Below are 14,117 nucleotides of genomic sequence, written 5' to 3' on the forward strand. Positions count from 1 at the left end.
TGATTAATCTATGCGATTCCACAGCCCATCAATGGCCGCTATTTTTTCCTGATGAAGGGTCATTTCCTGATCATCCGCCATAATAATAGGCAGAGCAATTCGATCTGAACTTAAGCGTTGAATCGTAGACGCATCGGAGTGATCATTACCTTCATTGTCACTTTCGGCAACCAGCTTTAAGTCCGTTTGACCGCCGGTCATACGAAGATAAACATCCGCTAAAATCTCAGCATCGAGCAATGCGCCGTGCAATTCACGGTGGGAGTTATCAATATCGTATTTCTTGCACAAGGCATCCAATGAGTGCCGTGAACCAGGATGCATCTGACGAGACATCACCAATGTATCAAGAATCTGGCAATGGTCTACGGTTTTACCAAAGTGACTGCCTGTAGCTTCATCTAGCCATTTAAACTCATGATCCATAAAGCCCACATCAAAGGGGGCGTTATGGATGACCAACTGGCTGCCTCGAATAAAATCGAAAAAATCTTGAGCAATCTGAGCAAACACAGGCTTATCACTCAGAAATTCTGCGGAGATACCGTGTACTTCCTGCGCCTCAACATCAATATCCCGTTCAGGTTTAATATATTGATGATAAGTACGGCCTGTAAATTTGCGATTAATCAGCTCAACACAGCCGATTTCGATAATACGGTGTCCCAAAGATGCTTCAAGGCCGGTGGTTTCAGTATCTAGTACAACTTGTCTCATAGAACCTGTCTCATAGAATGAGTTTTGTGGAGTCAATATCTTAAATAAACCGATGACGACTTAGCAGCTTAATAGCTCGGCAATCGCCTCGTTGGCCAGTTCATCGGCGCGCTCATTATCAGGATGACCCGCGTGCCCCTTAACCCAAGACCACTCAACCTTATGCTGGTCAACGGCTGCATCAAGGCGCTGCCAAAGATCTTGATTTTTAACCGGCTTTTTATCAGAGGTTTTCCAGCCCCGTTTTTTCCAGTTATGAATCCACTGGGTGATACCTTGACGCAAATACTGGGAGTCGGTGGTTAACTCAACCGTGCAAGGACGCTTTAATAGCTCCAAAGCTTGAATCGCGGCCATTAACTCCATGCGATTATTGGTTGTCTCTGGCTCAGAGCCTTTAATCTCTTTGGTCACGTCACCATAATAGAGAATCGCTCCCCACCCGCCTGGGCCTGGGTTACCTTTACAACCACCATCCGTAAAAATTCGTACTAGATTACTCAATCTAAACTCCACACAAACGACGATAAATACTTGTTAATGATAATCTTTCGCTTATCGGCAGGGGCTATTCTATATTTTCAGCTGCCAATAAACCAACGCTATTCAAAGAACGGTTAAGGAAGAGCCAATAAGAAGAGGCATAAAAAGAGCCACAACAAAAAGAACCATCACTCACTAAAGCTTAGAGCTATTGATTGACGCAGGTTCTTGGTTGTCTGCATTTTTAGATATTGCAGCGTGAGTATTAGTCCCACTTCGACTTGCCACCCCTTTTGAAGCCGGTGATACTACCCCAGAAATAAATGGTCTTTGCTGCCAAGGTTGTCTAATCGGCGTTGAGCAACCGACCTCTTTTTTCGCCCAAACGATATACGCGGCTCCAAAGCTATTTAGCCAACCAATAGAGTCCAACCAACGGGTTTTTTCCAACCATTGACTGTTATTAATCGCGGGTCGACGCATAACCGTTTGAACATCTTCAATTCGATAATCCAAGAGCGTTAACCAATCATTTAAGCGACTTAAACCAATAAACCGCCCTCCCCAAGGTACAGAATAACGGGAGTGAACCGCTCGGCAAGCCCCCCAAGTGCTGACAGGGTTAAAGCCAACGATAATAAGATGCCCCTTATGCTGGGTCACCCGAGCAGCCTCCCGCAGCACCATATGAGGATTTTCAACAAAATCAAGCAGATGATGCAATACCACCACATCAATACTGTCATCCGGTAAAGGCAACGCATCAGCCTGAGACACTAAAACAGAGCTTCCCGCATCAGTCACTAATGCCGGGCTCCACACCATCGAGTGCTTAATAGGGCTTAAATGTTCTAGGCTCACATGGGGGGAAACACCCAAATTAAGAAAGTGATAACCAAAGGTTTTTGCCAAAAAAGGTTCCAGCTGAACAGATTCAGCGTCTAACAGCTCTCGTCCTAAAGGCTGACGCCACCAGTATTCTAAAGCATCCGTAAAAGCAGATAACTCTCGTCTATCTTTTCGCAATCCACTAAACGCCACAGATTCACCTATTCGCCTTGTTCGTATCCACGCTAGAAAAATACTTTTGCTACACCATTCTAACGAGCATTTTATGCCCTGAGTATTGAAATAATGCTAGAAGGCCATTCATTATGCTATAAAACAGGTACTTAAATACTGCAGAAAACCGATGCAGAGACTTAAGCAACCGTCTTCACCACCTTAGCCAATGGATACCTTTATGCTAGAAATCAAACCAATTTCAGCGTTCAATGACAACTATATCTGGTTACTGGCCGACAATGACAAGAAAGAAGCGTGGGTTGTCGATCCCGGCGATGCTAAGCCGGTAATAGCATCCTTAGAACAGCTTAATCTGAGCTTAAAAGGAATATTGATCACTCATCACCACCAAGATCATACTGGCGGCGTTATCGAGCTAAAACAGCGTTATGGCATACAAGCCTATGGCGCAGACGTACCAAGCTGCACCGATGTGGTGCTAAAAGAAGATGACACACTGGATATTTTAAATTGCACCTTTACAACGCTTGAAATTCCAGGTCACACGTTAGATCACCTTGGTTTTTATGCCCAAAATGAGCAGCTGCTGTTTTGTGGCGATACCCTCTTCTTTGCAGGATGTGGTCGAATTTTTGAGGGCACACCAGAACAGATGCATGCCTCCCTGCAAAAGTTAGCGGCGCTGCCGGATGAAACCTCAGTTTACCCAACCCATGAGTACACCCAAGCCAATCTTAAATTCGCTCTTGCGGTGGAGCCCGATAGCCCTTATGTGCTCAGAGCCATACAAAACACCAACCGTCTTCGTGACCGTAATTTACCGACTTTACCCACGACAATCGCTGCGGAAAAATGTCATAATCCGTTCCTCAGAAATCGTCAGCCCCCTGTTATTGCCGCCGCCATGGAGCAGGCAGGGTCATTAGTTATTGATCCTATTGAAGTTTTCACCGTTATTCGCCAGTGGAAAAATAACTTTTAATCAAGAAATAAGTGTTTAGTTATCTCATATATGATGGTTAATAAATTTAAAAAAGCCGGTTATTGCCTCTTACCTTTCACCTTGTCATTGGCATTAAGCGGCTGTATCACCAAGCCAAACCAACAATCATGGCAAGGGCAGGATACGGCAAAATCAGCGGTTACGCCTGCCACAGAAAGCTTTGTTGCACTGGAAACCTACCGAGCACAAAGCCAGCAGGTGGTTTATGATTTAGGTCTTGCCAATGCAGAACAAACTAACCCCAGTACTGAATGGCGCTCATGGGAAACCCCAGCGCTATCTGAATTTAATCTCTGGGATCGCCTGCTTCAAAGCTTCAAGCTAGATCTTGATGGCGACGATCCGCGCATCGCTGCTCAATTGAACTGGTATAAACGCCACCCCCATTACCTAGACCGAGTATTTACCCGCGCTGAACGCTATATGTTCCATGTGGTTAAAGAGGTTGAAGCGCGTAATCTACCCGGTGAGCTTGCACTACTGCCGATTGTAGAAAGCGCCTATGATCCTTTTGCTTACTCCCACGGACGGGCGTCGGGTATGTGGCAGTTTATCCCATCTACAGCCCGTTATTTTGGTATTGAAAATGATTGGTGGTATGACGGTCGCCGTGATGTTTTGGACTCCACCGATGCCGCGCTCACCTATCTTGATCGCTTAGCTCGCCGTTTTGATGGCGACTGGATGCATGCTCTTGCAGCCTATAATTCTGGTGGTGGAACCGTTAATAAAGCGATTCGCAAAAACCGAGAAGCAGGAAGACCAACGCATTTTTGGGCTCTTAGATTACCAGATGAAACCCGAGCCTACGTGCCTAAGTTGATCGCACTGGCCAAACTGATTAAAAATGCCGATGAATACGGTATCAAATTGCGACATCTGCCAAACGAGCCATATTTTGCGGCGGTTGATACCGAGGCGCAGATCGACTTGGCTCAGGCCGCCAAAATGGCCGATATTTCAATCAACGAACTTTATCTGTTAAACCCTGGTTTTAGCCAGTGGGCAACCTCACCTAACGGGCCTCACCGCTTGCTGGTGCCGATTGAAAAGTCAGAAATTTTCAAAGAAAATTTAAACAAAGTCCCCCCCCGTCAACGTATTGCTTGGCAGCGATACAAAGTAGCCTCTGGCGATAACCTAATTAATATTGCTAAACGCTTTAGAACAACCCCTGAATTGATACGAGATGCCAATCAAATCCGAGGCAACTCGATCCGAGCAGGCAGCAAACTGTTAATTCCGATCCCTAAGGCTAGCGCCAGCCATTACGCACTTAGCTCAAGCCAGCGACTGAAGAACAAACAAAGCTATGATCGCAGCAATACTGGCGGCAAAAAAATTGAGCACTTTGTACAAAAAGGCGATAGCTTTTGGGAATTATCTCGCAAACACAAAGTGGGCATACGTGAGCTAGCCCGCTGGAACGGTATGGCACCAACCGATCCGTTAATGCCAGGTAAGAAACTGATTATCTGGTCAAAAGCGAGCCCTTCAGCCTCAAATGTCCAAAAAGACCGCCAGATTATTCGACGGGTAGGCTACCGTGTCCGTCGAGGTGACTCGCTGGCGCTTATTGCCGGCAAATTTAACGTTAGCGTTAAGCAAATTGTAAACTGGAATAAGATCGATAAACGCAAATATTTGCAACCAGGCCAAAGTTTAACATTGTTTGTTGACGTGACTCGCAGCCGCTAATGAACCTAACGCGCGGCTTTAAGTCTTAATCTGGCTGATCTCGGAACAAAGGGTGCTCTGCACCCTTTTTTGTTGCCTATCGTTCTCAGTTCCGTATGCTTCCATAATGATAAAAAATCTTCGTAGCTTATTGAAGAATATAAGGAAATTGACAGGAGCCCTAATATGCCGACCTCTTTAAAATGTTTATCCATCTCAACGTGCCGGTCGCATTTAAAGCATCGACCAAGGCTAAAAAAAATTTCTCAGTTTAAGTGGCTAAGCCAGCTTGCCGGCTTATGTTTAACCCTATCGCTATCACCAACCTTGATGGCCCAGCCGCCACAACATGGCTTGGCGATGCACGGCGACTTAAAGTACCCTGCAGATTTCCAACACTTCGACTATGTTAACCCCAGCGCACCCAAGGGTGGCACTCTTAAACAAGCGGCCTTAGGCACCTTTGATTCCTTAAATCCTTTTATTATCAAAGGGGTCAGCGCATCAGGCATCGGCCTAATTTACGATACTTTGATGGAATCTTCCGCCGATGAACCCTTCTCTGAATACGGCTTACTGGCTAAAACCATTACTCAAGCCGATGACAACAGCTGGGTTGAGTTTGAACTGCGCTCGCAGGCTCGCTTTCACGATGGCAAACCGGTAACACCAGAAGATGTCATTTTCACTTTCAATGCATTACGTGAGCAAGGTCGTCCATTTTACCGCGCGTACTATGCCGACATTAAAGACATCGTAAAAGTCGATCAAAACAAGGTGCGTTTTAACTTCACCATCACGGACAACAAAGAGCTACCCTTAATTATTGGGCAAGTACCTGTATTGCCAAAACATTACTGGCAGGATAACGATTTTAGCAAAACCACATTAACGCCTCCCCTTGGCTCTGGCCCTTATAAAATCGCCAAGGTAGAAAGTAGCCGCTCTATTCACTATCAACGCGTTGACAATTATTGGGGAAAGGATCTTCCTATTAACCAAGGTCGTCATAATTTTGATCAATTGGTATTTGAATACTACCGTGATGGCACTGTTGCCCTTGAGGCCTTTAAGGCAGGCAGCTTAAATTTTCGACGTGAAAACAGTTCAAAATTCTGGGCGACAGCCTATGAGTCACCGGCATTAAACGAAGGTCGTATCATTAAAGAAAATATTGATCATAAGAACCCAACCGGTATGCAGGCTTTTGTCTTTAACCTTCGCCGTGATAAATTTCAGGATATTCGGGTGCGCCAAGCACTCAATCTAGCCTTTGATTTTGAGTGGACCAACCAAAACTTGTTTTACGGCGCGTATACCCGAACCGAGAGCTATTTCTCTAACTCTGAACTGGCCGCAACCGGTTTACCTTCTGTAGAAGAAAAGGCATTACTGGCTCCCTTTAAAGATCAACTCCCTGAAGAGGTTTTTACCAAAGCTTTTGCCCTAAACAAAACCAAGGCTGATGGCAATATTCGACAGGAACTTCGCCAAGCAGCCCGCCTGCTAAAACAAGCCGGCTGGGAGATTAAAGATGGCAAACGTATTGATCAAAACGGCCAACCCGTTGAGATTGAAATGCTGCTTTATGACTCAACCTTTGAACGTGTCGTTCACCCATACAAAAAGAATCTTGAACGCTTAGGCATCACGTTAAATACTCGTATCGTCGATACCACGCAGTATATCAACCGAGTGCGTAATTTTGATTTCGATATGATGGTGCATAGCATCGGCCAATCTAATTCACCGGGCAATGAGCAGCGGGAGTTTTGGCATTCAGAATACGCCAACAAAGTCGATTCCAGAAATATTATCGGCATTCAAAACACTGTCGTAGATGCACTGGTTGAAAAAGTGATCACTGCCGGTTCTCGTCATGAGCTGGTTATCGCATCTCGGGCGTTAGATCGGGTTCTACTTTGGGGTCACTATTTAGTGCCTCACTTTGGTATCACCCAATACCGCGTGGCCTACGATCAAGCGATAAAACATCCTAAAAAAACACCGCCGTATCAGCTAGCAACCGATACATGGTGGTATCAGGCACCTTAATTAAGCCATGTATAAACCATAAGTCGGCCATGAACAAACAATTGACCCAACGTTTTATTTGAATATGATAAGCCCGCCTGCCAGCGGGCGCTTTAGGAATTGCCTATGTGGAGCTATATCGCGCGGCGTTTACTACTGATGATTCCGACACTATTCGGAATTATGCTGCTCAATTTTATTATCGTTCAGGCCGCCCCCGGCGGCCCCGTGGAACAAGTTTTAGCACAGCTGGATGGTTTAGATAGTCAGTCCAGCACTCGCATAGGCGCAGGCGAACAGGCAGAGCTACAATCCCAAAGCAGCCGTTCCGATTATCGTGGCGCACAGGGTATTGACCCACAGCTCATCAAAGATATTGAACGCCAGTTCGGTTTTGATAAACCCGCCCACGAACGCTTTATTCAGATGATAGGCCAGTACCTAACCTTTGATTTTGGTGACAGCTTCTTTCGGGATAAGTCAGTCTGGGATCTTATCTTAGAGAAGATGCCTGTTTCTATCTCCCTAGGGCTTTGGACGACCTTAATTGTTTACGGGATATCGATTCCACTGGGCATCCGAAAAGCGGTTCAGCACGGCTCACCCTTTGACGTTTGGTCATCCAGCATTATTATTGTGGGTTATGCTATTCCCAATTTCCTGTTTGCGATTCTTCTGATCGTGGTCTTTGCCGGTGGCAGCTACCTTGACTGGTTTCCATTACGAGGATTAACCTCCGATAATTTTGACCAACTGCCTTGGTATGCCCAAGTAGGTGATTATCTCTGGCATATTACTTTACCGGTGCTAGCCTCTGTAATTTCAAGCTTTGCCACACTGACGATGCTCACCAAAAACAGCTTCTTAGACGAGATTAATAAACAGTATGTGATGACCGCCCGAGCCAAAGGTGCTTCTGAAAAACGGGTGTTGTACGGGCATATTTTTCGAAATGCGATGCTACTGATTATTGCCGGTATGCCCGCAGCATTAATCGGTATTTTTTTCTCCAGCTCACTATTAATTGAGGTGATCTTCTCTTTAGATGGCCTCGGTTTATTGGGTTTTGAAGCCGTTATGCAACGAGACTATCCTGTTATCTTTGGCACACTTTATATCTTCACCCTAATCGGCCTATTATTAAAACTGATCAGTGATATCACCTATATTCTAGTTGATCCAAGAATCAGCTTTGAAGGACAGAATCGCTGATATGACTCTATTTTCTTCTTTACGGGCAATAAAAACCCTAACCTCTTCTCCCATTACCCAGCGTCGACTGGCCAGTTTTAGACGTAATAAGCGCAGCTATTGGGCATTCATCGTCTTTACATTGTTATTCACGTTAAGCTTATTTGCGGAGCTGATCGCGAATGATAAACCGCTACTGATTCAGTATCAGGGGCAGTGGTTTACTCCAGTGCTTGAGTCGTACCCAGAAACAGCCTTCGGCGGCGATTTCACCACGGAAGCGGAATACACCGATCCTTATATTCAAGAGCTGATAGAAGCGGAAGGCTGGATCATCTGGCCGTTAATCCATTTCAGTTACGACACCATTAATTACCAACTGGATCAGCCGGCCCCTAGCCCCCCAACAACCGAGAACTGGCTAGGCACCGATGACCAAGGGCGGGATGTTCTTGCTCGGGCGATCTACGGTTTTCGTATCTCTATGCTGTTTGCCATCGCTTTAACCCTAGGCAGTACTTTGGTTGGCGTTTTTGTCGGGGCGATACAAGGTTTCTTTGGCGGAAAAATAGACCTAGTGGGGCAGCGTTTTATTGAGATCTGGTCCGGCCTGCCAACGCTTTTTATTCTGATTATTCTTTCAAGCATTGTGGAACCTAACTTCTGGTGGCTGCTCGGTATTATGCTGCTATTTAGCTGGATGGCGCTGGTGGATGTTGTGCGTGCCGAGTTTTTACGTTGTCGCAGCCTTGAGTATGTCACCGCGGCCAAAGCCCTAGGTGTTCCAAATCATCTGATTATGTGGCGTCATATGCTACCCAACGCCATGGTAGCCACTATGACCTTTATGCCCTTTATTTTTACCGGTGGCGTTTCAACATTAACCGCATTAGATTTTCTTGGTTTTGGTTTGCCACCGGGCTCGCCATCCCTGGGAGAGCTCGTTGCTCAAGGGAAAGCTAATCTACATGCCCCTTGGTTAGGTATTACCGCCTTTATGGTGCTCTCAATTATGCTCACCCTGTTAGTTTTTATTGGTGAAGGCGTACGGGATGCCTTTGATCCTCGTCATACCGGAGGCTCCCGATGAAACATTCAACTCCACTGCTGCAGGTTAATAACCTGACCCTTGCCTTTGGCGACCAGCCTCCCATCGTAAAAGAGGTTTCCTTTAGCCTATCTGCCGGTGAGACCTTGGGTTTAGTGGGTGAAAGCGGCTCTGGCAAATCATTATCAGCCTTAAGTATTCCTCGCTTATTACCCTCTAACGCCCAACAGCTCTCCGGTGAGGTTCTATTTGATGGGCAAGCGCTTGGTCAGGCCGACGAACGTACGTTAATGGGTCTGCGGGGCAATCGTATTTCGGTCATCTTTCAAGAGCCGATGTCATCGCTTAATCCGCTGCAAAGTATCGGCAAACAGGTCGCGGAGATCATCCGCTTACATCGTCCGTTCAGCAAAGAATCACTGTTTCAGGAGACCGTTGCACGGCTTAAAGAAGTTGGCATTGAGCAGGCAGAAGAGCGTTATCAAGCCCTACCTCATCAGCTTTCCGGTGGCCAGCGCCAACGTGTCATGATTGCCATGGCTATCGCCAACGAACCCGAACTCTTAATCGCCGATGAACCGACAACGGCGTTAGATCAGCAGATCCAGGGGCAGATTTTAGATCTGATTCAGTCTTTGCAGCAGAAATACCAGATGGCAGTGCTGTTAATCACCCATGACCTGAATATTGTGCGTGATTATGCTGACCGTGTCTGTGTGATGCAGCACGGCGAGATTATCGAACAAGGAACCACCGAACAGATCTTCAACCAGCCAACCCATGACTACACCCGTATGCTGCTACAGGCCGATCCTGAAGGTGAGCCGGTTCCGTTAAAAGAATCTGCCCCAGAGCTACTTAAGGTGGAACACCTTAATGTTTGGTATCCCATTCGCCAAGGGCTCTTCAAAAAAGTGGTCGGCCATATTAAAGCGGTCACCGATGCTGATTTTAGCTTGCAGCAAGGGGAGTGTGTTGGTTTTTTAGGGGCGAGCGGTTCCGGTAAAACCTCTTTAGGAATGGCTATTTTGCGTCTAATCGAAAGTGATGGTTCAATCCATTTTAACGGGCAGGATCTTAGCCAACTATCCGCCGAAGAGATGCGCCAAGCCCGAAAGCAGATACAAGTGGTACTGCAAGATCCGTTTGGCAGTTTAAGTCCTCGTATGACCATAGGCGATATTATTGCTGAGGGCTTAAGGGTGCATTACCCCGCCCCTGAACCAGAGATAGAGGCCTTAGTCAGCGCCGCAATGCAGGAAGTTGGCCTAGATAGAGATAGCCGTCATCGTTACCCCCATGAGTTTTCTGGCGGACAGCGCCAACGCATTGCCATTGCTCGGGCTTTAATCCTGAAACCCAAACTGATCGTACTGGATGAACCTACCTCTGCCTTAGATAAAAGTGTGCAGAAACAAGTGGTGGAGCTGCTAAAGTCACTGCAAATTAAACATCAGGTCAGCTATATATTGATTACCCATGATCCAACAGTGGCACGGGCCATGTGCCATAAGGTGCTTCATCTTGACCAGTAAACACTTTATGTTCACCGGTAAATGCCCTGCTTTAACCCATAAACGCTTGGCTGGGTTAATCATTCCATTAATCGTTGTCGGTGTTGTTATCAGCCTTGCGGATGCGGATCAGATTTTATTTATCCATATTAATAAACTGGCTCAGCACCTGCCTGATATGATCTGGACAAATATCACCAATATGGGCAGCACACTGGTAGGCGCAGTACTCATTAGCCTTTTATGGCATAAATATCCTCACCTTGTGCTCCATACGATGATTACGGGAACACTTTGCACCCTTTGTGTTTATAGTCTAAAAATCGGACTGGATATTACCCGCCCTCATCTAGCGCTGGATCATCAACTATTTCACTTTATTACAACGGATATTAACTCTCCGGCTCGACCATCAGGGCATACAGCCACCGCTTTTTTTGTTGCAGGGACATGGCTAACCCTCATTGATTCAAGACCTGTCCAAGCTTTAATTTTGATTCTCGCCAACCTTATTGCACTGTCCCGTATCGCCATCGGTGTGCATTGGCCTTTAGATCTTATTTGGGGTGCCGTTATAGGCTTAAGCATGGGGGTTGTTGGCTCAGGAATTATCCGCCAGATGATACCTTCCAGCCCAAAGGCTGAAGAACTCTATCGCGCCCTAGGCAGCGTATTATGCTTACTCCTCGCTTACTATTTTTACCTTAGGCCCCTACCCTACCCAGACACCAATACCGCAAGCTATAGCCTAATTTATGCACTACTAGGCTATTCATTAGGACGGTTAGTTTATCGACTATCGGTTGATAAAAAAGAGATAGCTTGACCGTAATACATTAAATAACCTATCCAGTAATTCTCTATGCCCACCCAGATAGCAAAAGACCAGCCTCAAATAAGGCTGGTCTCATATGGTTACGCTATGAAAAGCGGTAAGCAAAAGCTCACCGTATAGCTCTAAAGACGCGTAATATCTGCTTGGGACGCAACGCTAGCACGAACCTGCTGCACGGTATTACGGGCTTGAGATAAACGAATCGCCTGTTCATAGAAAGCGACAAACTCTTCAGATATTTCTGGTTGAGCCACGCCAGTAACTTGTACCAAGTAAACCACATCACCGGAAACGACCTGTTTAACACTGCCCTCAGCTTGAGAAAATGCCTGCTGAACCACAGCGCGAGGTACAGACTGATCAACACGGGAAACCCCCGCTACTGTTTCTACAGTAAGCTTGGCTGTTTCAGCAACGTTAACAAGGCCAGCCTCACCTGCACTTGCAATCAAGGTTTCTGCTTGCTTCTCTACCGCTTTAACCTGTTTCTCCAAAGTTAGCTTTTGGCTGATCTGTTCAGCAACCTCTTCCAAGGGCTGAATAGAGGGTGCTTTAACAACTGCAGCACGGATCACAACCGCAGACTTATCATCAAGCTCAATCAGGTCACTGTTTTCACCGTTGTCTTTAACAACCTCAGAAAAGGCGGCACGAATAACACTCGGATGAGAAGCGATGCCTTCGCCACCTTGCGCAGAAAATAGCGCTGTAGACTCAACATCTAACTTAAACTCTTCGGCTGGAGCCTGAAGGTCAGATGATGCAAAAGCCGCATTAGCCAGCTCTTCGGTCATCAACAGATATTTTTTAGCGGCTTTATTCGCTTTTAACTCTGCTAGTAAGGTCGGTTTCATCTCATCAAGGCTAGCCACAACGGGAAGCTCTTTTTTATCCAGATAAACCAAGTGCACACCAAACTCTGTTACAACAGGATCAGACACACCACCTTCTTCTAAGCTAAACAGCGCCTGTTCAAAATCCGCATCAAAGCTGTCAGGCTCCACAAGGCCGAGTTTACCGCCGTTAGCAGAAGAGCCGATATCATCGGAAAACTCCTTCGCTAATTCAGCAAAGGAAGCACCTTCATCAATACGTTTTTTGAGTGCGTTAAGCTCTGCAACCGCTTCATCTTGGCTCCGCTCTTCGGTGTCGAGCAAGATATGCGAGGCATAGTAGCTGGCTTGACGGCGACTGGTCTGCTCATAGCGGTTGTAAGCGCTTTCAAGCTCTGCATCGGTCACGGTGGCATCGGCTAGAAAATCATCTTGGCTGATACGGATATAGTTTAGCTGTACACGCTCAGGCAGACTGAACAATGTACGATTGTCCTGATAGTAGCTTTCAACGTCAGCGTCAGACACTGAAACATCAAGCTGCTGCTCCGCTTTTAAAGCAACGTAGCTGATATCACGAGTTTGGCTATCTAATGCCATCACCTGCTCAACATACTTCTTGGGTAGAAACTCGCTAAGGCTAACACCGCCTTGGAATTGGTTGATCAGAACATCTTTCCGTAACTCTTCACGGAATTGGCGCGGCATCATACCAACCGTGCGTAACATGGTATTGAACTGGTCAGGACTGAACTGACCATCAGGTCCACGAAACTCTGGCGTGCTTAAGATCAAGCGATCAATTTGAAGCTCACTAACCACTAAGCCACCCTCTTGGGCTGCTTGTAGCGCTGCTTCACGATCAATTAAACCTTGAAGCGCACGCTGGCGAATGAGATTCTCATTCAGGTTAGAAGGATCCGCATCAGGCCCCATTTGAGAAAGAACCTGGCGCACTTGTCGTTGTGTTGCTGTTTCTAAATCATAACGGCTGATTTTAGCATCGTTGACAGTGGCAACTTCATCGCTGCCTCCAGTGAAAGCACCAACAATGGCATCAAGACCAAACATGGCGAAGGTTAAGATAATAAAACCTACGATGACTTTAACCACCCAACTGGATGACTTATCCCTGATGTTCTGAAGCATTTAAATGTCTCTTGTGGGTTTAAATTATAAATGTGTATGTGAAATTAAAATGATTATAACCGTCTGGGCGGCAATACAAAATGCTGTTCCTACAAATACAGAAACTAAATGAACGATGGTACAGAAACTAAATGAGAGATGGTACAGAAATAGAATGTTCGCCTAAGCATCGTTGAGAAAGGGCACTTAAAAAAAAAAGCACATCCGAAGATGTGCTTTTTTCGATTTGGCGGATCGGACGGGACTCGAACCCGCGACCCCCGGCGTGACAGGCCGGTATTCTAACCAACTGAACTACCGATCCAAATCTTTTACTCTAAGACCGAATCTTAGTTTACAGCGTCTTTCAAAGCTTTACCTGGCTTAAAGCTAGGTACTTTAGCGGCTTTGATTTCGATCGGAGCACCCGTTTGAGGGTTACGACCTGTACGAGCTGCACGCTCTTTTACAGAGAAAGTACCAAAGCCAACCAATACTACTGAATCACCCTTTTGAAGAGATTCAGAAACGGTTTCGATCATCGCGTCTAGTGCACGACCAGCAGCAGCTTTAGGAATATCAGCAGACGCTGCAATCGCATCAATCAGTTCAGACTTATTCACTCTTC

At 46.2% G+C, this 14,117-nt stretch carries 12 protein-coding genes and 1 tRNA gene; 7 read left to right on the forward strand and 6 right to left on the reverse strand.

Going from position 1 to position 14,117, the window contains the following annotated elements; genetic code table 11:
• Window positions 1–3: 3 nt before the first annotated feature.
• From dnaQ to G517_RS18070, 3 genes are all read right to left on the reverse strand, one after another.
• Window positions 4–717 (reverse strand): DNA polymerase III subunit epsilon, encoded by a 714-nt coding sequence (gene dnaQ, locus G517_RS0106470; RefSeq protein WP_028303732.1) that lies wholly within the window; start codon window positions 715–717, stop codon window positions 4–6.
• A gap of 60 nt (window positions 718–777) precedes the next feature.
• On the reverse strand, window positions 778–1,221 hold the full coding sequence (gene rnhA, locus G517_RS0106475; RefSeq protein WP_028303733.1) for a ribonuclease HI: 444 nt from the start codon (window positions 1,219–1,221) through the stop codon (window positions 778–780).
• Window positions 1,222–1,395: 174 nt separating this feature from the next.
• Window positions 1,396–2,226, reverse strand: a complete 831-nt coding sequence (locus G517_RS18070; protein ID WP_157833165.1) for a class I SAM-dependent methyltransferase — start codon at window positions 2,224–2,226, stop codon at window positions 1,396–1,398.
• A 217-nt stretch (window positions 2,227–2,443) separates the two neighbouring features.
• Between G517_RS18070 and gloB the strand changes: the two genes are divergently transcribed.
• From gloB to G517_RS18085, 7 genes are all read left to right on the forward strand, one after another.
• Window positions 2,444–3,208 (forward strand): hydroxyacylglutathione hydrolase, encoded by a 765-nt coding sequence (gloB, locus tag G517_RS0106485; RefSeq protein WP_028303734.1) that lies wholly within the window; start codon window positions 2,444–2,446, stop codon window positions 3,206–3,208.
• A 30-nt stretch (window positions 3,209–3,238) separates the two neighbouring features.
• On the forward strand, window positions 3,239–4,927 hold the full coding sequence (locus G517_RS0106490; protein ID WP_211224260.1) for a lytic transglycosylase: 1,689 nt from the start codon (window positions 3,239–3,241) through the stop codon (window positions 4,925–4,927).
• 165 nt (window positions 4,928–5,092) lie between these two features.
• Complete coding sequence (locus G517_RS18075) at window positions 5,093–6,961, forward strand: extracellular solute-binding protein (RefSeq protein ID WP_084632102.1); 1,869 nt, start codon at window positions 5,093–5,095, stop codon at window positions 6,959–6,961.
• 105 nt (window positions 6,962–7,066) lie between these two features.
• Window positions 7,067–8,152, forward strand: coding sequence for a microcin C ABC transporter permease YejB (locus tag G517_RS0106500; RefSeq protein ID WP_028303736.1), 1,086 nt, complete (start codon window positions 7,067–7,069; stop codon window positions 8,150–8,152).
• 1 nt (window position 8,153) lies between these two features.
• Window positions 8,154–9,221 (forward strand): ABC transporter permease, encoded by a 1,068-nt coding sequence (locus tag G517_RS0106505; protein ID WP_051206176.1) that lies wholly within the window; start codon window positions 8,154–8,156, stop codon window positions 9,219–9,221.
• On the forward strand, window positions 9,218–10,714 hold the full coding sequence (locus tag G517_RS18080; RefSeq protein ID WP_036590723.1) for an ABC transporter ATP-binding protein: 1,497 nt from the start codon (window positions 9,218–9,220) through the stop codon (window positions 10,712–10,714). The genes G517_RS0106505 and G517_RS18080 overlap by 4 nt, the downstream gene beginning before the upstream one ends.
• Window positions 10,704–11,519, forward strand: a complete 816-nt coding sequence (locus G517_RS18085) for a phosphatase PAP2 family protein (protein ID WP_036590674.1) — start codon at window positions 10,704–10,706, stop codon at window positions 11,517–11,519. The genes G517_RS18080 and G517_RS18085 overlap by 11 nt, the downstream gene beginning before the upstream one ends.
• A 131-nt stretch (window positions 11,520–11,650) precedes the next feature.
• Here the strand turns inward: G517_RS18085 and G517_RS0106520 are convergent, their stop codons facing one another.
• The 3 genes from G517_RS0106520 to G517_RS0106530 all read right to left on the reverse strand — a co-directional run bounded on the left by G517_RS0106520 (window position 11,651) and on the right by G517_RS0106530 (window position 14,112).
• Window positions 11,651–13,510, reverse strand: coding sequence for a SurA N-terminal domain-containing protein (locus G517_RS0106520; protein ID WP_028303738.1), 1,860 nt, complete (start codon window positions 13,508–13,510; stop codon window positions 11,651–11,653).
• A 227-nt stretch (window positions 13,511–13,737) separates the two neighbouring features.
• Window positions 13,738–13,814: transfer RNA gene (locus tag G517_RS0106525), tRNA-Asp, on the reverse strand.
• 25 nt (window positions 13,815–13,839) lie between these two features.
• The gene (locus tag G517_RS0106530; protein WP_028303739.1) at window positions 13,840–14,112 is read right to left on the reverse strand and encodes an HU family DNA-binding protein; all 273 of its coding nucleotides are present in this window, start codon (window positions 14,110–14,112) and stop codon (window positions 13,840–13,842) included.
• Window positions 14,113–14,117 lie beyond the last annotated feature (5 nt).

This window comes from Oceanospirillum maris DSM 6286, from assembly GCF_000422865.1.
In the GTDB taxonomy this organism is placed as follows: Bacteria; Pseudomonadota; Gammaproteobacteria; order Pseudomonadales; family Halomonadaceae; genus Oceanospirillum; species Oceanospirillum maris.